Below are 19,055 nucleotides of genomic sequence, written 5' to 3'. Positions count from 1 at the left end.
ACCCATGGATAGACGTTTACGATATAGCCTACGAATTGACATGTTAATTGTCAAAAGATTACTTTGTTTATGCCAACCGCCATTCATCTCCCCCTTTCAGTTGTAATCAACGCTTGAAGAGGAAAAGATTTAGTCTTTTTTTTTGCTTAATTTTAACTATCATTGGTTCTATTTATACCGTCTTGTTTGCCCCTTATCATTCGAAGAAAACTAATATTATTCGATGTCAGTATTACTGCTATAATCGAGTTTGTCATGAACATTATGTTTATCCTTTATTTTATAAAGATATATTATTAAAAAGCACACTTTAGGTGCTTTTTTAATTTTTCCACTTCCCCCTAACTGTTCGATATCACGATTCATCCCTATCAATTAAAAGAGAATCAGAAATGAAAAAATTTTGCCTATTAACAGCTTCTTAGTACTAATCTCTTTTTCTCCTAATAAACTTAATAAAAAAACTATTTAGGAGGGGTCAAATGTTTAATAAATCTACGAATAAAAAACTGAATAGTACTACTCCAATTATTTGTAAAATAAATGACGTCACTTACCAAAAGTACCATCTATATAAGAAATCATATGAGCGGGAAGTATTGGTCATAAAAGATTACGGTAAAGACCGTGGTGTTACCAATAAAAGTATTGCGTTATTCGAAGCAGTTAAAGACCAATTTGACCGTTTTAAAATTGCAAAAATTGTTAAAGAAATTAATAACGAAAATTTTTTGGTCGATAGCGACCTCATCCTTATAGACAAAAAAGGAAATGAGCTACACCTATCTGGTTGTAGCTGCGGGTATGCAGGCACTGGTTCACATGGAACTGTTGAAATTTTGAATAAGGCTGGATTCGAGATAGATAGAAGATTTGTGATTTGCTCAAAAGGATTCACTCTTTTTCATCCAAATGAAGAAAAAGAACTTTATGGCGAACGTTTATAGGTTCCTGTAAATCTAGAGTAATTACTGAATCCACTTTTCAAACAATTGTCCTTTATAGAGATAGAATTCTTATCTACCTAACTGTTCATTTTTATCTTTTTTGGAGCTTCATTTGTAATTATCACTACTTATTCTCCCCATGGTTAACTTATATGCGGAATTAATATTTACTCTTTTACTTTTAATGTGTTGATATAGTTCAATTTTTTAGACAATTTCAAATCATATCATATCACTGGATATAGCGCGAGGTAACAATGGGGTATGTAGAGGGGTGAAACATTTCCCCCTCTTTTTTCAGTTCTGTCACTAAATATTTCCCATATTCTTACTGAATCACATCAATTATATATATGAACTGACTACTTGTTATTATTTTAATTAGGCTAGTTAACTGTTTTTATTTAATAAGGGCCGTTACCAGCCCTATTAATAAATGTTAGTTATTTAGATTTGCTCAGAATGCAACTGACTATTTCTAAATTTCAATGGCTTCCAAGATTATTTGTGGCTTCTGGCGTCTATCCAACTAATCTAATTTTTTAATGACAATAGAAGCATTTACACTTGCTTGTGTTCCGCCAATGGGAGTTGTAAGCCCCACCGCAGCGGCTGAAGAATGATTTCGAAGAGTAAGAACGCCTCCTGCTCCTATCGTAAATATTGCTTGACCTTCGTTTTGCTGCGTCCCTGCACCAGACCCATATATGGTTCCAGGAACCAAAGTTCCATTTAAAAATAGTGCAAATTGATTTGGTTCTGTACCCGATACGGAGAAAGTGACTTCGTAAATGCCAGCAGTGGTAATCAGTATTGAAGGTGATCCTGGAGCATGAGTAATTCCTGGTGTAGTTATCCCATTTGTATCGAATGTAACATCTGCCTCAATTGCAACAGTTTGAGCAAGTAAATTGTAAATATACGCAAATTCCGCTAACCCAGCACCGGTTGCTCCGGTTGGTCCCGCCGGTCCGACTGCTCCGGTTGGCCCCGCTGGTCCGACTGCTCCCGCTGCTCCCGTTGGCCCCGCTGGTCCAACTGCTCCTGCTGCTCCGGTTGCTCCGGTTGGCCCCGCTGGTCCGACTGGTCCGACTGCTCCCGCTGCTCCCGTTGCTCCCGCTGCTCCCGTTGGTCCCGCTGGTCCGACTGCTCCCGCTGCTCCCGCTGCTCCCGTTGGTCCCGCTGGTCCGACTGCTCCCGCTGCTCCCGTTGGTCCCGCTGGTCCGACTGCTCCCGCTGCTCCCGTTGCTCCGGTTGCTCCCGCCGGTCCTGGGATTCCCGCTGCTCCGGTTGCTCCGGTTGGCCCCGCTGCTCCCGCTGCTCCGACTGCTCCCGTTGGTCCGACTGCTCCCGCTGCTCCGGTTGGCCCCGCTGGTCCGACTGCTCCCGTTGCTCCGGTTGGCCCCGCCGGTCCGATTGCTCCCGCTGCTCCGGTTGGCCCCGCTGGTCCGACTGGTCCAACTGCTCCCGCTGCTCCGGTTGACCCCGCTGGTCCGACTGCTCCCGTTGGTCCCGCTGGTCCGACTGCTCCCGCTGCTCCCGTTGGCCCCGCTGGTCCGACTGCTCCCGCTGCTCCCGTTGCTCCGGTTGCTCCCGCCGGTCCTGGGATTCCCGCTGCTCCTGGGATTCCCGTTGCTCCGGTTGCTCCTCTTTGTCCTATCGGTCCCCTTAGTCCTGCCGGTCCCCTTGGTCCTACCGGTCCCTGTTTTCCTTTTGATCCTTTTGGTCCTCTAGGTCCCTTGGGCCCCTGAGGTCCACGGGGTCCTTCTTTATGCCCACACTTACAATGTTCCTTTTCACAACGACAACAAATTTTTTTATTCTTGTCGTTACAGGAAGATTCATGATTTTTTTCGCATTTACAATCTCTCTTTCCACATCGTAGGCAACTCACTTTATTCTTGTCACCACAGGAAGATTCATGATTTTTTTCGCATTTACAATGTATCTTTTCGCAACTTTTGCACCGTCTTTTAATTCTGATAACTTTTTTTTGCTTCCTGAGATTTCCTTCTTCATTTTTTCCCTCCACACAAACCATGCCTCCTTTCTTTTTAACATGTATATTGCCCTGGAGTGTAGAGCGGAACGGCTACATGGTAAAAATCAAAAGGAGAAAATTGGGGTGTATTTCTAATTCATTATTATCAAAAAAACCCCCAAGAAATTTAAATTTATAAATAAGCAGTTAGACTTAAAACTTCATCGTTAGTTCATAATAAAATCACATTATTCATCAAATCCTAAATAAAAAAAGAGGCTTTCCCCTCATCGATTGCATCAAAGATCTTCACTATCCCCTTAAATATAATATCGACCTCAATGGCTTATATACCACAACAGTTGGTTATTTAGGATTGTAAGGCAATAAATTAGGGATTTACGGTAATTCTTTTGCCTTCGTAATACCTTTTACTACAGCGGCTTTGTAGTCGCTACCCCAGTCTTCTTTAAGGCACCGCTCCTTTTGTTACTAATGGAAATGTTTACTTTGAAGGGGAATTTTATCTTAAAAAGATCGAGATAAAATAAAAATCCTACGTAACTTTATGTTAGAGGACTAATGAGGAGCGTTAAAATCAATGTGTGGTTTGCAGAAATAATATACCAATGTTACCACTTCTACACGTCAATATCTATTCGTGTAATAGGTATAAGAAAAAAGAAAAGTCCATGCGCTCTAGAATTTGCCGCATGGACTGTTTGCTTCTATAATTGCTTACTACAAAATAACGAGACAGTTTCCACATATATACGGGAACAATACAAAATCCCTAGAAGTTTGTTGCTATCGGAGATCTTCCCCCCATCGCACCACTAGGCTATCAAGTCCAACGGCTCGAATTCCATGTCTCTTAATAATTCAAATATTTAACATATTTAACCTCAAAACCCCATCACTTACAAAACCTGTTATTCCTCAAGCATGCCCTTAATTCGCTTTACTTTGTCTTCCATCCTGCGTTCTTTATCACGACGGTCATCGATTCGGATATTCGTACAGACTCTAGCAAGACCTTTTTCAAAAGGTACTTCGTGCATCGCTTGGATCACTTCAAATAATTTAGGCAGATCGCCTTCAATGATTGTATTCATGGGTGTCAGTTGAAAACGGATTTCTCCCTTCTCTTCATATTGCTTTAATACTCTTTGAATATCTGCCACATAGCTGCTAACACTTGGAGTTTGTGTACCGACAGGAATAACCGTTACATCAACAATTGCCATTTTTATTCACCAATCCTTTTTATGTATTAATCAAGAAGCTTACTAACATCCATCCTAGTATAGTCGGGTGTTTTTTACTATTATAACTCAAACTTCGAACCTGGGAAATTTGATATGAGTTTTGGAGCGTGAGATTCGTAAATCAAAGCACTTCTACTGGCAAGAAAATTACTGTAGAATCAGCCAAATAAACAAGTCCACCTCTATTAAAATAGAGGTGGACTTGTTTTAGATCGATTTCTTATGCCTTATCTTTTCATTTATATAATCCTTATAGACTAAAACAGCAACAACAATAAAACTTAGACTAACAAACCTGAAGATCATCTCTAAACTGATCCATTTAGCTAAAATACCTAATACAAATGCGCTAACTCCAACACCAACGTCAAAACTGGAAAAAAAGGTTGCGTTGGCTGCTCCTCTTTTTTCTTCACTTACCTTTTGAACAGTCCATGTTTGTAAACATGGCATAACAGTTCCATAACCTGCCCCAAATAAAATCGCCGCAATGATAAGTTGAGAATCATTTGTCGTATACGATAGGATAACAAGTGAAAAAAATCCTAACACAGCTGACATAATGATAATAGACCAAGGTCCTTTTTTGTCATACCATTTTCCGGTAAACGGACGTAGTAAAGTTGAGACAGTTGCATTGATAAGGAAGAATAGAAAAATATGATCTACTTCCCTTTGTTCACCAAAAAGAACCAAAAATGTAATAATAGCCCCAAAACCAAGTGTTGTAATAACTGTAAGTAATGCTGGGAACCAAACGTCTTTTTCAAAAATCATATTCAAAAAACGAAATGGCTTCTTCTCACGCTTTACAATAGTAGGTGAATATACAAATTGAAGCGCAATTACTGCCAATAAGCTCAGTATTACTGATGACCATATCAAAATATTGAAGGAAAAAGAGTCATAGATTAGGATACCTATACTTGGTGCAACGATAGCCCCGACTGTCGTGGATATAGAAAAATACCCTATTCCCTCTCCTAAGCGTGTCTTAGGAATCAAATCCACTACTATTGTACTATTAGCTGTAGTTGATACCCCCCACGCTGCACCATGGAAAAGTCGTAACAATAGAATAAGCCATATAATATTAAGAAACGGATATAGTATCGTAATGATCATTAAAGCTGCACTTGCACAAATGGCTAGACTTTTCCTCTGGTTATCAATTAAATAGTAACCTACAAAAGGCCTGATGAAAACAGCACCTATCGTAAATAATGATGTTACTAGACCAACCTGAATGGAAGATGCATCCATGCTTAATAAATAGGCGGGCAAAATAGGAAGCAACATTTCAAACCCAATAAAAACTAAAAAGTTGCTTATAAATAAAAAAAGAAATGATTTATTAAAGATTCTTTGATTTTTCATATAATTATTCCTCGCTTCTAAATTATTTTTCTAAGTTAGAAGCGTTTGGAACACCGAAACGTTTTTCAATTGTCTAAGGTTTTTAGTCAATTGACTCACCCTCTCTAAACCCTTTAAAAAATTCATTAAACAATCATATCAGAACCTACCCTTATAAACAAGCTCTTATTTTACAGCTTTATATTAAGGAATTAAGGGAGGGACAAGTAAAAACATTTAAGGAAATTTACATTATTTTAAATAACTATTGTGGTTATATATAGGTTGTGACGGGAAAAACCCGACACTTTCTAAATGAGTAAAAAGTTATTTGGAGTAATATGGTTTTTTCTACTATCAATTAAAGCAATACAGTGAGCCAATCGTTCTACCCCTAGTTTAATTTGATTCTCGTTCACTTGAGAGATGCATAATCGAACGAGATTTTCCTTTTTATATTCTGCTAAAAACATTCTGGAGGCATCATCAACATATATATGCTGCTCGTTTAGCATATGAACCACCTGTTTTGCTTTCAAATTCTCGGGCAAACTGATGGAAAGATAGAATCCGGAATTCGGTTTAGAAAAAGATGTATTAGCCGGCAGCAATAATTCACATGCTTCTTGAAGGATTTGCATTTTAGTACGGTATACCTCTTTTACTTTTTTGAGATGACTATAAAACATACCGCTTTTCAAATAGATTTCTAGCGCACCTTGAGAAAGTGCTGAACTATTAAAATCAGAACTGAATTTATATCGCAAAAAATTGTTAATCATTAATGCAGGAAGAACGACAGTACCAATCCTTAATCCTGGGAGAAAGATTTTCGATAGGCTTTTAATATAGATCACTCTCCCAGAAGGATCAAAAGAAAATAAAGGATCAGATTTTGGATTTGGATCAAGGTCTCCTAAAATATCATCCTCCACTATATATACATCGTATTTTTCAGCTAACTCAACGATTTTTTTCTTTTCGCTATTCGTGTAACTATGTCCAAGTGGATTGTGAAATCTCGGGATAATATAAAAAAATTTTATATCATTATTTCGAAAAATGTATTCCAGTCGATCAAGATCAATCCCTTCCATTGATAATTCAATACCAAAAGTAGTAGCTTGATGCAGATTGATCGACTCAATGAATCCGAAATAAGTCGGCTGTTCAATTAGAATATTATTTTTTCCATTCGGGAATGGCATAGAAACTAATAAATTAAGGGCTTGCTGCGAGCCAGAAACAACCACTAATCTCTCCGGTTGAGTGAACACCTGTAAGTTTTGCAAATATTTCACCAACTGTACTCGCAGTGAGTAAAGCCCTTGTTGATCAGAGTATGTAAAAAGCTCTTCTTTATAATGGTCGATTGCTTGATTCATACAATGTTGAAATTCCACATAAGGCATAACATTTTTATCTGGACCGGCAGACAAAAAATCAATCACCTCATTTTCTACCGTCTCTTTTTGATATTCATTCACAACATAGTAGCCGCTTTTAGGAACAGAATAAATTAAATGCTCTTTTTCAAGTTCTACGTATGCTTTAATGACCGTATTTTTGCTACATGAAAAATACTCAGATAACTGACGAATCGAAGGAAGCTTACTGCCTGCAATTAGCGAACCATCTTCAAGGCGAAGCTTAATGTCTTCCATTATCTTTATATATTTTGAGTTCATATATTGATCCCCCTTCATCTGTACCAGGACAGATAGGTAAAAAAATGGTTTATTTTTATTGAGCATACTCATAGTATGTTAATTATATCAAAACTGTTTTTAAGTTAAATAAAAAATGGTACAGATGTGGTACAAAGTATAAAGATTGGGGTTGGAACAGATGCGGGGAGAAAAAAGAGAAAAGTTCGGATTATTTTTGGGATTAGTGGGGGTCATTTGTTTTAGTTTAACGCTCCCTTCTACAAGTATTGCAGTAGAATATTTTGGGACTACGATCGTTGGTTTAGGAAGAACGGTTGTTGCCGCTATTTTAGTAGCCGTGGTACTAATTGTTCGAAAAGAAAAGCTACCATCTCTTCGCCAATTCAAACGTCTACTTATAGTTGCTTTTGGTGCAGTTTTAGGATTTCCTCTCCTCACTTCTTGGGCAATGGAAACCTTGCCTGTTTCTCATGGAGCTGTGGAATTAGCTCTGTTGCCGTTAGCAACAGCCGGATTTGCTATATTTAGGGCAGGTGAAAACCCATCTCTCAAATTCTGGATTTCAAGTATAATCAGCTCTTTAGCGGTAGTTATGTATGCACTTCATCTTGGATTCGGCCAATTGCAATTTGCCGATTTAGCTTTACTGGCAGCAGTAATCATACTGGGACTTAGTTACGCAGAAGGGGGGGAATTAGCGAAAGAAATAGGCAGCTGGCAAGTGATTGCTTGGGCAATTATGATCGGTGCTCCATTTTTCGTTATTCCAGTTGGGCTAAACCTCACGAATGAAATGCTTCATGCCCCTTTACAAGCTTGGATCAGTTTCATTTATCTCGCAGTCGTTAGTCAATTTCTAGCATATGTTGCTTGGTATAGCGGAATGGCTATGGGCGGGATAGCAAGAGTTAGCCAGATTCAATACTTACAACCATTTTTGATGATTCTATTTGCAACAGTATTTCTAAATGAATCCATCACAATTTTCACTCTTATAATAGCAGTGATTGTTGTCTTTTCTGTTATATTAGGCAAAAATGCTCCTGTATCAAAAAACAGAGCTGTATCGGGGAAAACCTAACTGCATGTTCAATTGAGATTTTTGTATAATCAAATAAAAAATGTAAATTCCTGCACAATTTATCAGTAAAGACTCAACCTTGCCTTCGACATTATGAGGGAACATAGTATTGCGAACCTTTTTTCTTAAACATAATGGATGGCTTACGGGACTCATTTAGCGTAAATATTAAACATGAACATTTGAAGCGAAAGCAAAGATAAGTAAAAATCATCCATCGCAAAGACAAAAGTTAATTGTTTAGAAACTGGAAAAAATCTCAAATACTAATGAGCAACAGATTTCATTATTAATGAAATCAAACCTAAAAACACAAAGTGAATGCTACTGACCTAACGGGAGTGTTGATCAAAAAAGGATTAACACTCTTTTCCTTCATTAAGTGGTGTGTTGAAATTCTATAATTTTTTTAAGCTAATGCATCCTATAGTTTAAGTATTTGCTATCATATACGTTTGTTATTGGCTTGAACCCAATCCACAAAGGCTTCAATGCCATTCACGACTGCTTTGGTCCGTATGGAGTGATACAAATCAAAATTGTGCCCCGCACCAGGAAGTTCGACATAAACAACCGGATTGGATGAGGAATCACGCAGATGCTCCGTGAAGCGTCGGGAATTTTCCACGGACACTAACCTGTCCTGGTCACCATGCGCCACGAAAAATGGAGGTGCTTCTTTTACCTTTTGCCACTTTATGAAATTTCACTCTTAACTATATGTAAGATCACTATTATAGTTCTTAAGTTTCACCTTTACATGCTTTTTCTAATAGTTGTTCGTGAGCAAGTGTGAATCCTTCTTCCACAAAATTGCCCCGGATAGCTGCATAATAAAAAGGTTGCCTTTAAGGCAGCTCCCGATCTTCAGCTATTCCCCGTTTCCAATTGGGTCACCCCGGATTTGTGGTGTCCCATGAGTACAATTTATTTCTTATTATTTTACAACTAAAATCAATATGCGTGATCTATTGGAAAATACTATTATCTGGATTTCGCTTTTTAACGATGGTCATAGGCAAATCCGCAGGAGTCACACACACCTGTTCCAATCAACTTTTTTAACTTTTGATAGAAGCCTTTTGTCTACAAACTGAAGAGTTTATCCTAGTCTATTGGCTTAACCTTATATCTCAAAACAGTTTTTAATTTTGCAGGTTCGACTTTTCTAAAATCTGAAAGATATATTTCTCTGTGTTGTAATGAAGTTCTTTCAAGATTATTATTTTTTATGAATTCATTCATTAATTTAAAACTTTGAGGTTCATCATCATATGGACCTACATGAAGCATTTGGACAGATAATCCATCATGAAATGTACCGAACTTTACATCATTTAGAAATGGATGTGGTTTCTTTTTTCGTACATGTTCAAATGCTCTCTCCACCACTTCTTTTGTTACAAAATCTGGTTGTCTAATCATGATCGTATATAATAATTCATCTTTATTTAAAGAATCTTTTTTTCTTCCCTCTTCTGTTAAATCCCATATTCCTTCCAATGGATATACGGTATATTCAAAATATCCATCTGGAGTGTATCCCTGCTTCGGCATCATTCTGACCGCATAAGCCAATGAATAAAGAACACCTATCCTTTCAGCGAATTCGTGCTCATTTGGATTTCCTTTTCCCTTTATCGAAAAGAATTTCTGTTCAGGAATTGTTACAAGTTCAGATTTTTGTTTTGGGATATATAAATTCTTCTCTTGTTTTCTCCATTCGTATTTCATTAGTTTTTGTTCCCCTTCTCTATAACTTTTCAGTATGTTTGATTACTTCTTCAACGTCCTTTTAATTAAACCTTCATCTGAACCATTCCTTCAAGCCCTTATTGTTTCACTAAATCAAAATAAGCTGGGCTATTCCCGTACATCCATCAAGTATCTTTTGTGTTACCTTTTGACCAATATGATAGATAGAAAGGGTGGTACATATTTGTACCACCCTTCTACTTCTTCCACAATCGCACCTTTAATTTTATACAAGAAAAGCTTTACTCTCATATAACAATTACTTCTATTTCGTCATGAATTACTACTGCATTATTTGAATGAGGTTGCCGCATGTATCGTCGAAGACAGCTATTGTGACTTCGCCCATTTTTGTCGGCTCCATAGTAAACTTCACACCGTTTTCCAATAATCGTTCGTACTCTTTACGAATATCTGTAACGCCAAACATTGTTGCTGGGATTCCTTCGGAAAATATCTTATTTTGATACTCCTTTGCGGCAGGATGCTCATTCGGTTCAAGTAAAAGCTCGGTACCGTCATGATCCTCGGGAGAAACAAGCGTAATCCACCTGAATTTCCCCATGGGAACGTCATGCTTTTTTTCAAATCCCAGCTTTTCTGAATAAAATTCCAGTGCCTTGTCTTGGTCTTGTACGAATATACTGGTAACAATGATTTTCATAATGTTTTGCCTCCTTAGATATTTGCAACGTATGGTGATCTGCTGACAATCTGGCTGCAAGCAAAACAACCCATATTCGTCAGAAGTCCTGTTCCGATAAGATTACTCTATCCATCCTTTCAACAAGTTCTTAAGTGGTTCGTTGTTGAACATAAGTACACGATATTTTCCCTTTCGTTTAGATTTTACGAGCCCTGCATCTTCCAATGCAGAAAGATGTTTAGCTATCGCCTGTCTCGAAATGGAAAGGTCATGCTTCATAATGAGACGTACCGTAAGTTCATACAACGTCAACTCATTGCGTTCGGATAGTTCGTCTAATATAAGTCGACGAGTCGAATCGCCTAGTGCTTTGAATATAGCGTCTTTGTCCCAATTCATATATCGATTATAAGCAACTCTACGGTTGCTTGTCAATCATAGGCAACTGTAGAGTTGCATGACAAAGGAACCGTATCATGCAATCTTATCAAGTTAAAGTGACATAATTGTAGTTTGAATCATTATAGAAATTCAAACTGTTTTTCAACAAAAAAGTAACACACTAGCATCTCATATGAAGTGTTACTCCATTGTAGTGTTTAAAATCGATTACAATCATTTAACATAGAAAAAAATCCCTGATCAAAAAGCAGGGATTTTTGGCATTTTAATGGACTTAGAGAACACAAAAATGATTATTCGATAATAATTTCAATATAAAATCCTTTATACTGTAAGGTATTCAGCAATTACAATATTTCGATATACCCCTCTGTCCCATGCACTCGAATTCGTTGCCCATCTTTTATCAGTTCAGTCGCATGTTCCACCCCAACAACTGCTGGTAAGCCATATTCACGTGCGATAACTGCTCCATGGGTCATCAGTCCACCAACTTCGGTGACTAAGCCTTTTATGGAAACAAACAATGGTGTCCAGCTAGGGTCAGTAAAGGAAGTGACTAATATATCTCCATCCTCTAGATTAGCTTCTTCCATGTTTAAGATGACACGTGCTCTTCCCTCAATAACACCGGAAGAAACAGGCAGACCTACAATAGCTTCGGCTGGGAGATTTTCTCTTTTGTACTCACCTACAATGATTTCGCCATCAGACGTGATTACACGTGGGGGAGTTAGTTTTTCATATAATTTGTACTCGTCTTTTCGTTTGCCGATGATCTGGTAATCCAGTTTGTTTGTGCGTACTACTTCGCCAAGTTCTTCAAAAGTGAGATAGTATATATCTTCTTTTTCATGAATGACGCCTATTTGTACGAGTTGGTCGGCTTCTTTCAGTAAAGCCTGCTTATAAACGAAATAGCGACTAACCATGCCGTATTTGGGATATTCACGATAACCGATGAAATTCCGAATTAGGTCGATCATTCGTTTTGTTTCCTTGGCTTTTTGATCACCATCCGGTAATTGCTTCAATCGATCTAATAACTCTTGTTCTTTTTTCAAAGCTGCCTGTCGCCCTTGCTCAAATTTCCGTTTACTAGCATTAGGCTCAAAGTTTTTGATGTTACCCAGAATCAACGGGATAAGTGTAATTGGTTTTTCACTCCAACGAGTTCTAGTAATATCGATTTCCCCGGCACCTCGCATGCCGTATTTGCCGAGATAATCATAGATAGCTTCTTGCGTTTTTTGTCCACCTTCGAACTTAACCAGTTCATCCAAAAAGTTATCATTTTTTACATGTTGTAAATAATTAATGACTTCCGGATAAGGACGAATCACATCTGCGACCTCCAGTAGCGCCAGACCCATTTCCGAGGTAATATTGTTTGGTACAGATTGAGAAAGCGTATCTGCTGCGTTTTTTTCTCCTAACCACTCATTCATATTTTCATTGATCCATGATGAAGCATCCATAGCAGCCATAAACACAGCTGAACTTTGTGGGTCAAATAAAATCTTCTTTAATATCTGGATATCTTCCAGAATAAAATCAAATAAATCCGACCCCGATTTCGTTTGGATGTTTTGTTTTAACTCTTCTATCGATGTTTGACTGTTCTTAATCAAATCAGAAACGATTGTCGGGTCGTTTTCGATTTGCGCCCTAGAATTCGCAGACGACACACTTTTATTGCTTTTACCGGAACTCTGTTCTTGCTTATCATTTGGTAAAGATTTTATGAAATCTCCTCGCTCTATTATGGTAATGAGTGCGTCTTTCATGAGCGGATCATGTTGTCCCATTGCATCTAATAACATTTTTCTGCTGTCAAGTGAAGCCAGCATATGTGTGACATCAACAAACAGCCTTCCGCCAGCTTTACGCATAGGTGCAGGAGTCGTTAACAGGAAAAAAGACAATCCCAATGGTTTCATGGGGTCGGTCATCATTTGTTGATGACCGACAGATACATAAACGTGATTTAGTTGATCATTCACTTCAGGGATCGGGTATAAAGTAGTGATTGGCCGACTCTGGACTATATAAAATGTATCATCAACCAAACACCATTCGATATCTTGTGGGCGACCAAAATAAGCTTCGATCTGTCTTCCGATGCGTGCCAGTTGTAAAATCTGTTGATCAGTAAGTGTTTGTGTCTTTTGCTGATCCGGATCGATCTGTTGTTTCACTGTTCCGCCTTCTTTTCGTCCATAGATAGCCAATTTCTTGGTTGCTATCATCTTATCGACGATTTCCTCTTCCTGTACTTTATAACAATCGGCAGAAACCAAGCCAGAAACGAGTGCTTCTCCAAGTCCAAAACTTGCATCGATTGATAGCAGCTTTCGGTTAGAAGTAATCGGATCAGCTGTAAATAAAATCCCTGAAGCCTGTGGGAAAACCATCCTTTGGACAATAACGGATAAATAAACTTGACTGTGGTCAAATCCATTTTGCATACGGTAGATTACCGCGCGATCCGTAAATAGGGAAGCCCAACATTTCCTGATATGCCGCAAGATGGCATCGACGCCGATAATATTTAAATAAGTGTCATGTTGACCAGCAAAAGAGGCATGTGGTAAATCTTCCGCCGTCGCACTAGAACGGACTGCATATGCATGTTCATCACCAAACTGGGAGAGAAAGTGAGTAACTGCTTTCACAACATCGGAAGGAATTTCTACATCCTTAATGATTTGTCGAATCTTCCTGCTGATTTCACCAATTTGTTCACGATCTTCTACTTTTAGAATTGTCAGTCGATCCAACAAAGCTTGGTACGTTTCGTTTTGTTCGATGGCTTTTTGATATCCCACGGTTGTAACACAAAATCCTTCTGGTACTTGTATTCCTTCAATTTTTGATAATTCCCCTAAATTTAATCCTTTTCCGCCAACGAGCAATAGCTGTGTTTTTTCCATCTCCTGAAAACCGAGAACCAATGAACCCATTCTATATCCCTCCCACAAATCTCAATAAAGGTCTATTGTATTTTAGCAGTAGCAATTAAGAATAAATAGTCTATATTTACCATTTCTTATATGCTATAATTAAATTAGGAAGAGTAAGAGTTCAACTATCATACAGTAACCAAATGCCACGGTTTATCCCCTTGAAGGCAGTTTATATACCTCGAATGATTTACATTTCCTTAAAAAATACCAGAATCAAAATAAATTTGCCCTGGCAGAACTGTATCATCATGATTTAATTTAGTACTTTAAAAGAAATGACGGTAATTTCATACCATAATCATCATTATTTAATGTCTATTCTCGGATACTAAAACGCTTCGTTATTCCGAAAATTTCAATGCATTGTATACGTCATGCCCATGCAATTCTTTTTTATGTTTAGGAACCGATTTTTTTTTAATCTCTGTAGCTGACCTCTGCTAATTTTATCTTTTCCCTCACATTCATCATACCCGCTTTTTATACACCCTTATTGCAAAAGGTATAACCCACTATCAGAATCCCAATGCCCCACCCAAGAGCAATCCATATATCATTACCCACTGGCTGACTTGACAACAACGCACGAATGGATTCCACTATCGAGGTTACCGGTTGATTTTCGGCAAAGGCGCGATCTACCGACGGCATCGAATCGGTTGGTACAAACGCTGAGCTGATAAACGGCAGGAAGATTAACGGATAGGAAAGGGCGCTTGCACCGTCCACTGATTTAGCGGACAGTCCGGCAGTCGCCGCGATCCAAAGTCAGGGCCAGCGTAAACAGCGCAAGAATACCGGATACGGCGAGCCATGACAGCACCCCCGTCGATAATCGAAAGTCCATATTGAGGCAACGAGAATGATTACGGCAACGGAAAAGGCTTTGGATACCAGCGAGGTTAGCACATGCCCCCACAGCACGGTGGAACGCGAAATCGGCATGGAGTGAAACCTCCCGAATATGCTCCTTTGAGTATCTAAAAATAGGCGGTAAGCCGTATGAGAAATACCACTCGCAATCGGCAGGTAAAAAAAGCACCCAAATTAATGGATGCCCTCTGCTTTTATTCACTACTCTTGACGTCTTTTATTAAATCATCTCTAAATGACTTTGCATCTCTTTCAAACACTTTTTCAAAACTTTTTTCATACTCTTCGTAGGTTATCTGACCTTTTTCAATCAGTAATTCTACTATAGCTTTAACCCTTACTCTATTCGACACTAATTCGTTCGTCATATTGGACAATAAAATACCGATTTTCTCATAATCATCATTCATTTTTTGTCATCCCCTTCGTTTAACCAATACGACAAAAATGAGACGTTTTCCTGCAAATAATAAGCACCTTAATGTATAAGTGCTCTATTTTAATTAAATTCATAGCGATCATCATATGTTCTTTCTAATTTGCTCAAAACGCAGTATTCCTTTTTTAATGTTTGCAACTGATTCTCCAACTCTGAATTTATGCCGTTTCCCATTTTCTCTATAATTTCTTTTTGGGCTTTTTTATTGTCAAACAACTTTTTTAGCACTTTCGCATGTTCATCAAATATATCCACCTTTTCTCCCCCTTAATTTTTATACTATTTATATTCAATTAAAAGGCAAGGATTCCTAATTGTTTATTCGCTCTAAACTAGGCACAAGATATTACAATCACTTTATATGTTGTAGATCATGTATTTCTGTATGCCCTAGTTTACAAGGAAGATAAAAAACGCCTACCCGATGGATAGACGGTTATGATATATATTCAATATGTTAAAATAAAAAAAAACCATAATTTAGGTAAGCCGCTATGGCTGTACATAAAATTAGTGGGTTTTATCTTTAAAACTCATAAAATTAAGTAATTAGGATTATTTTTAAAAATAGGAAAATTCCTAACAGTAAGGGAAAAAGACATGACAACAATTACAGTTAAGAAAAAAAACATATTGGAGTAGGTTCACTTTCTTTCGCCCTTTGTTTAATCGGAATATTGTTTAATTTTCGATTTGGTGATAAATTTTGCATTGGAGATATTATTTTAAATAATATTGGGTTAAGCGCTTGGTCAAATGGTGATTCAGGTATTCATTATACAGTGTTCTATTCAATTATATTTTTCATCCCTTCCTTTATTATTGGTAATATTCACCATGATAATAAAGGTGCAAAAGCAGGGAAAATTATATCAGGTTTCCTATCAGTTCTTATAGTACTAGTACTCATAACAACTATTATCAATTTTGTGTAGGATAACACAAAATGTGATAGATTAGTTCATTCCAATTTAATAAGATGAATGAGTTTACCATTTTTTATTAAACTAGATTAAACGTAAAAGAATAGATTCAAAAAACAAGCCACTCTCAATGAGAAGGGCTTTTTTTATAATCTATATTTATTACAATAAAAATCAAGAGTAAATGTTTAGATGCACTACTTTTTCTATTGGAGGGAAAATAATGAAAAAAGAGAAGGAAAATGTCCTTACTAATACCATCGAGCATGTATACGCGCCATATGCGCTTGTTGCCGCTATTACATCCCCTGTTCTCGGGTGGATATTAGTTAAAGAGAAGGGGTATTTCCAAGCGGGGTATTTCCATTAGCCAGACACTCACTCAAGTACTTCAACATCACCTACGGCATCAAAACCAACACAAACTAGCCTTGAATGATTTATATCATCATGATCTAAATCTAGTTCTTTGCAGGGATGATGGCAGCTTCATGCCAAAGTCTACCTTATTTAACGCATTCAGCCGCATCTTAAAAAGGGCTGAGTTGTCTTCTTTTCCCATCCATTCTCTCCGTCATACACATGCAGTGCTCCAGCTAGAAGCTGGAGCGGATATGAAATATGTTCAGAAAAGATTAGGTCATGGCAGCGTTGCTATAACTTCTGATGTATACGCACATATAAGCAAAAAACTCGAAAAGAAAAACATAGACAAGTTTGAGGAATACACCAAGGGAATAATCGATTAAATTTTTTTGCTGAATTTGGTGGGCAAATGGTGGGCAAATATCTATTTCATTTATTCAACTTAGATTTGCCCACCAAATAAAAAACCCCTGACACCAAAGGTGCCAAGGGTTTGAGATATTAATACATTGACATATATTGTTCGCGTTCCCATGGGTGGACTTGTGTACGGAACATATCCCACTCGATTTCTTTTGCTTCAACGAAGTGTTCAAGTAAATGTTCACCTAATGCTTCTTTGATGACTTCATCAGATTTTAATGTTTCCAATGCAGCATATAAAGTAGCTGGTAGATCAACGATACCTACTTCTTCACGTTCTTCTTTATTCATAACATAGATGTTGCGGTCAACTGGAGCTGGTGGAGTCAAGTCGTTCTTGATACCGTCAAGACCAGCTTTTAGTAGAACTGCAAGTGCCAAATATGGGTTTGCTGCTGGATCGACACTACGTACCTCTACGCGAGTACTCACTCCGCGTGATGCTGGGATACGGATTAATGGGCTACGGTTTTTAGCGGACCATGCAACATAACAAGGAGCTTCGTAACCAGGAACTAGACGTTTGTATGAGTTAACAGTTGGGTTTGTTACCGCAGTGAAGCTTGGAGCATGCTTAATGATACCTGCGATAAATTGCTCAGCTGTTTTGCTTAATTCCAATTTACCTTCTTTATCATAAAATGCGTTTTCGTTGCCTTTGAATAAAGAAACGTTACAGTGCATACCAGATCCGTTAACACCGAACAATGGTTTTGGCATGAATGTCGCGTGTAAACCATGTTTGCGGGCAATCGTCTTAACAACCAATTTAAATGTTTGGATGTTATCACAAGCTGAGATTGCATCTGCATATTTAAAGTCAATTTCATGTTGTCCTGGAGCTACTTCATGGTGGGATGCTTCGATTTCAAATCCCATTTCTTCAAGCTCAAGAACGATATCACGACGGCAGTTTTCTCCTAGGTCAGTAGGTGCAAGGTCAAAGTATCCGCCTTTATCGTTCAATTCCAGCGTCGGCTCGCCTGCTGCATCCAGTTTGAATAGGAAGAATTCAGGTTCAGGTCCAAGATTGAAATCTGTGAAGCCCATTTCTCTTGCTTCTGCAAGAACACGTTTTAGGTTAGCACGTGGATCTCCATCAAAAGGTGTTCCATCCGTATTGTAAATATCACAGATCAAACGTGCCACTTTACCTTTTTCGGAAGTCCAAGGGAAGATAACCCATGTGTTTAAATCAGGATATAGGTACATATCAGACTCTTCAATACGAACGAAGCCTTCAATGGAAGATCCGTCAAACATCATTTTATTATCAAGTGCTTTTTCTAATTGACTGACTGGGATTTCAACGTTTTTAATTGTCCCTAAAATGTCAGTAAACTGTAAACGGATGTACTTAACATTTTCTTCTTTCGCTAAACGAGTGATGTCTTCACGTGTGAACTTTGCCAATTTCTATTCCCCCTAATAATTCATAAATCATATTTTTATTGGAAAAAACGGGACATATCCCCTTGTCTAAGAGATGTTCGATGCTTGCTTCCTTGTAAAAGCTCGGAACGCAGAAGCTTGCGAAGCTCCTCGTCACTAAGGTCATGCCTTATTTTTTCCGCTTGTTCTAATTCTTGAGTTTTAGGTAAATTCTGTTCCTTTACAGTGAAAATCTTTTTAATGCCGGCCAGATTGACTCCTTGTTCGATTAAATCTTTAATCTCAAGCAGCCGATCTATATCATTTAATGAAAAAACCCGACGATTTCCATCTGTTCTCATAGGAGTAATAAGTTGATGCTCTTCGTAATACCGAATTTGGCGTGCAGACAACTCAGTTAACTGCATGACGATTCCGATGGAAAAAAGAGGCATCGAACGCCGAATGTTGTTGCCGCTCATTCTTAGCATCCTCCTTTTGTTTATCTTAAAGTAATCTTATATCATGTTATTAAACTTGTCAATATGATGTTACATTTTATAACGTGAATTTTTTCAGAAAAATTAA

Annotated in this window: 17 protein-coding genes and 2 pseudogenes; 4 read left to right on the top strand and 15 right to left on the bottom strand. The window is 38.0% G+C overall.

All coding sequences use genetic code 11. The features are described 5' to 3' along the window. The first annotated feature begins 482 nt into the window (after positions 1 to 482). Positions 483 to 947, top strand: a complete 465-nt coding sequence (locus ACIROD_RS15595) for a hypothetical protein (protein WP_230178272.1) — start codon at positions 483 to 485, stop codon at positions 945 to 947. A gap of 529 nt (positions 948 to 1,476) precedes the next feature. On the opposite strand, the gene ACIROD_RS15590 is transcribed toward ACIROD_RS15595, so the two are convergent. From ACIROD_RS15590 to ACIROD_RS15570, 5 genes are all read right to left on the bottom strand, one after another. Next, complete coding sequence (locus tag ACIROD_RS15590; RefSeq protein WP_402941930.1) at positions 1,477 to 2,841, bottom strand: BclA C-terminal domain-containing protein; 1,365 nt, start codon at positions 2,839 to 2,841, stop codon at positions 1,477 to 1,479. Continuing rightward, a complete protein-coding gene (locus tag ACIROD_RS15585) occupies positions 2,838 to 2,966 on the bottom strand; it encodes a hypothetical protein (protein ID WP_402941928.1) in 129 nt (42 codons plus the stop codon). Before ACIROD_RS15585 ends, ACIROD_RS15590 begins: the two co-directional genes overlap by 4 nt. 894 nt (positions 2,967 to 3,860) lie before the next feature. Then, the gene (locus ACIROD_RS15580) at positions 3,861 to 4,175 is read right to left on the bottom strand and encodes an MTH1187 family thiamine-binding protein (protein WP_230178269.1); all 315 of its coding nucleotides are present in this window, start codon (positions 4,173 to 4,175) and stop codon (positions 3,861 to 3,863) included. 228 nt (positions 4,176 to 4,403) lie between these two features. Continuing rightward, positions 4,404 to 5,573: an MFS transporter gene (locus ACIROD_RS15575; RefSeq protein WP_402941925.1), complete on the bottom strand. Its 1,170-nt coding sequence runs from the start codon at positions 5,571 to 5,573 to the stop codon at positions 4,404 to 4,406. A 290-nt stretch (positions 5,574 to 5,863) separates the two neighbouring features. Then, complete coding sequence (locus tag ACIROD_RS15570) at positions 5,864 to 7,240, bottom strand: aminotransferase-like domain-containing protein (protein ID WP_402941923.1); 1,377 nt, start codon at positions 7,238 to 7,240, stop codon at positions 5,864 to 5,866. Positions 7,241 to 7,400: 160 nt separating this feature from the next. On the opposite strand from ACIROD_RS15570, the gene ACIROD_RS15565 reads away from it, so the two are divergent. After that, positions 7,401 to 8,303: a DMT family transporter gene (locus ACIROD_RS15565; protein ID WP_101221502.1), complete on the top strand. Its 903-nt coding sequence runs from the start codon at positions 7,401 to 7,403 to the stop codon at positions 8,301 to 8,303. 445 nt (positions 8,304 to 8,748) lie between these two features. On the opposite strand, the gene ACIROD_RS15560 is transcribed toward ACIROD_RS15565, so the two are convergent. The 8 genes and pseudogenes from ACIROD_RS15560 to ACIROD_RS15525 all read right to left on the bottom strand — a co-directional run bounded on the left by ACIROD_RS15560 (position 8,749) and on the right by ACIROD_RS15525 (position 15,639). After that, positions 8,749 to 9,003, bottom strand: coding sequence for an alpha/beta hydrolase (locus ACIROD_RS15560; RefSeq protein WP_402942954.1), 255 nt, complete (start codon positions 9,001 to 9,003; stop codon positions 8,749 to 8,751). A 407-nt stretch (positions 9,004 to 9,410) separates the two neighbouring features. Next, positions 9,411 to 10,037: a GyrI-like domain-containing protein gene (locus ACIROD_RS15555; RefSeq protein ID WP_402941920.1), complete on the bottom strand. Its 627-nt coding sequence runs from the start codon at positions 10,035 to 10,037 to the stop codon at positions 9,411 to 9,413. Between the two features lie 304 nt (positions 10,038 to 10,341). Further along, positions 10,342 to 10,722, bottom strand: coding sequence for a VOC family protein (locus ACIROD_RS15550; RefSeq protein WP_402941918.1), 381 nt, complete (start codon positions 10,720 to 10,722; stop codon positions 10,342 to 10,344). 102 nt (positions 10,723 to 10,824) lie between these two features. After that, a complete protein-coding gene (locus ACIROD_RS15545) occupies positions 10,825 to 11,103 on the bottom strand; it encodes an ArsR/SmtB family transcription factor (protein ID WP_101221498.1) in 279 nt (92 codons plus the stop codon). Between the two features lie 350 nt (positions 11,104 to 11,453). Further along, positions 11,454 to 14,069, bottom strand: a complete 2,616-nt coding sequence (gene ppsA, locus ACIROD_RS15540; RefSeq protein WP_402941916.1) for a phosphoenolpyruvate synthase — start codon at positions 14,067 to 14,069, stop codon at positions 11,454 to 11,456. A gap of 470 nt (positions 14,070 to 14,539) precedes the next feature. After that, positions 14,540 to 15,101 (bottom strand): annotated as a pseudogene (locus tag ACIROD_RS15535) (ABC transporter permease); the annotation flags it as partial. Positions 15,102 to 15,139: 38 nt separating this feature from the next. After that, positions 15,140 to 15,355 carry a hypothetical protein gene (locus ACIROD_RS15530; RefSeq protein WP_137019808.1) on the bottom strand — a complete coding sequence of 72 codons (216 nt, stop codon included), beginning with the start codon at positions 15,353 to 15,355 and terminating at the stop codon, positions 15,140 to 15,142. Between the two features lie 89 nt (positions 15,356 to 15,444). Next, positions 15,445 to 15,639, bottom strand: a complete 195-nt coding sequence (locus ACIROD_RS15525) for a hypothetical protein (protein ID WP_101221495.1) — start codon at positions 15,637 to 15,639, stop codon at positions 15,445 to 15,447. An 891-nt stretch (positions 15,640 to 16,530) separates the two neighbouring features. Here ACIROD_RS15525 and ACIROD_RS15520 point away from each other — a divergent pair. After that, on the top strand, positions 16,531 to 16,677 hold the full coding sequence (locus ACIROD_RS15520) for a hypothetical protein (RefSeq protein WP_402941914.1): 147 nt from the start codon (positions 16,531 to 16,533) through the stop codon (positions 16,675 to 16,677). Next, a pseudogene (locus ACIROD_RS15515) lies at positions 16,655 to 17,056 on the top strand (tyrosine-type recombinase/integrase); the annotation flags it as partial. The gene ACIROD_RS15520 and the pseudogene ACIROD_RS15515, both read left to right, overlap by 23 nt. 118 nt (positions 17,057 to 17,174) lie before the next feature. Here the strand turns inward: ACIROD_RS15515 and glnA are convergent. Together glnA and ACIROD_RS15505 are read right to left on the bottom strand one after the other, a co-directional pair. Then, entirely contained in the window at positions 17,175 to 18,509 is a 1,335-nt protein-coding gene (glnA, locus tag ACIROD_RS15510; protein WP_034313424.1) for a type I glutamate--ammonia ligase, read from the bottom strand. A gap of 35 nt (positions 18,510 to 18,544) precedes the next feature. Continuing rightward, entirely contained in the window at positions 18,545 to 18,949 is a 405-nt protein-coding gene (locus ACIROD_RS15505) for a MerR family transcriptional regulator (protein WP_101226049.1), read from the bottom strand. Positions 18,950 to 19,055 lie beyond the last annotated feature (106 nt).

Source organism: Peribacillus sp. NPDC101481, assembly GCF_044767165.1.
GTDB lineage: Bacteria > Bacillota > Bacilli > Bacillales > DSM-1321 > Peribacillus.
The sequence above is the reverse complement of the archived record's forward strand: the minus strand, read 5'-3'. Positions and strand labels throughout refer to the sequence as shown.

Coding starts and splice junctions, on each gene's coding strand:
- ACIROD_RS15595 (WP_230178272.1), top strand. CDS start 483: ATGTTTAATAAATCTACGAATAAAAAACTGAATAGTACTACTCCAATT.
- ACIROD_RS15585 (WP_402941928.1), bottom strand. CDS start 2,966: ATGAAGAAGGAAATCTCAGGAAGCAAAAAAAAGTTATCAGAATTAAAA.
- ACIROD_RS15580 (WP_230178269.1), bottom strand. CDS start 4,175: ATGGCAATTGTTGATGTAACGGTTATTCCTGTCGGTACACAAACTCCA.
- ACIROD_RS15575 (WP_402941925.1), bottom strand. CDS start 5,573: ATGAAAAATCAAAGAATCTTTAATAAATCATTTCTTTTTTTATTTATA.
- ACIROD_RS15570 (WP_402941923.1), bottom strand. CDS start 7,240: ATGAACTCAAAATATATAAAGATAATGGAAGACATTAAGCTTCGCCTT.
- ACIROD_RS15565 (WP_101221502.1), top strand. CDS start 7,401: ATGCGGGGAGAAAAAAGAGAAAAGTTCGGATTATTTTTGGGATTAGTG.
- ACIROD_RS15555 (WP_402941920.1), bottom strand. CDS start 10,037: ATGAAATACGAATGGAGAAAACAAGAGAAGAATTTATATATCCCAAAA.
- ACIROD_RS15550 (WP_402941918.1), bottom strand. CDS start 10,722: ATGAAAATCATTGTTACCAGTATATTCGTACAAGACCAAGACAAGGCA.
- ACIROD_RS15545 (WP_101221498.1), bottom strand. CDS start 11,103: ATGAATTGGGACAAAGACGCTATATTCAAAGCACTAGGCGATTCGACT.
- ppsA (WP_402941916.1), bottom strand. CDS start 14,069: ATGGGTTCATTGGTTCTCGGTTTTCAGGAGATGGAAAAAACACAGCTA.
- ACIROD_RS15530 (WP_137019808.1), bottom strand. CDS start 15,355: ATGAATGATGATTATGAGAAAATCGGTATTTTATTGTCCAATATGACG.
- ACIROD_RS15520 (WP_402941914.1), top strand. CDS start 16,531: ATGAAAAAAGAGAAGGAAAATGTCCTTACTAATACCATCGAGCATGTA.
- ACIROD_RS15505 (WP_101226049.1), bottom strand. CDS start 18,949: ATGAGCGGCAACAACATTCGGCGTTCGATGCCTCTTTTTTCCATCGGA.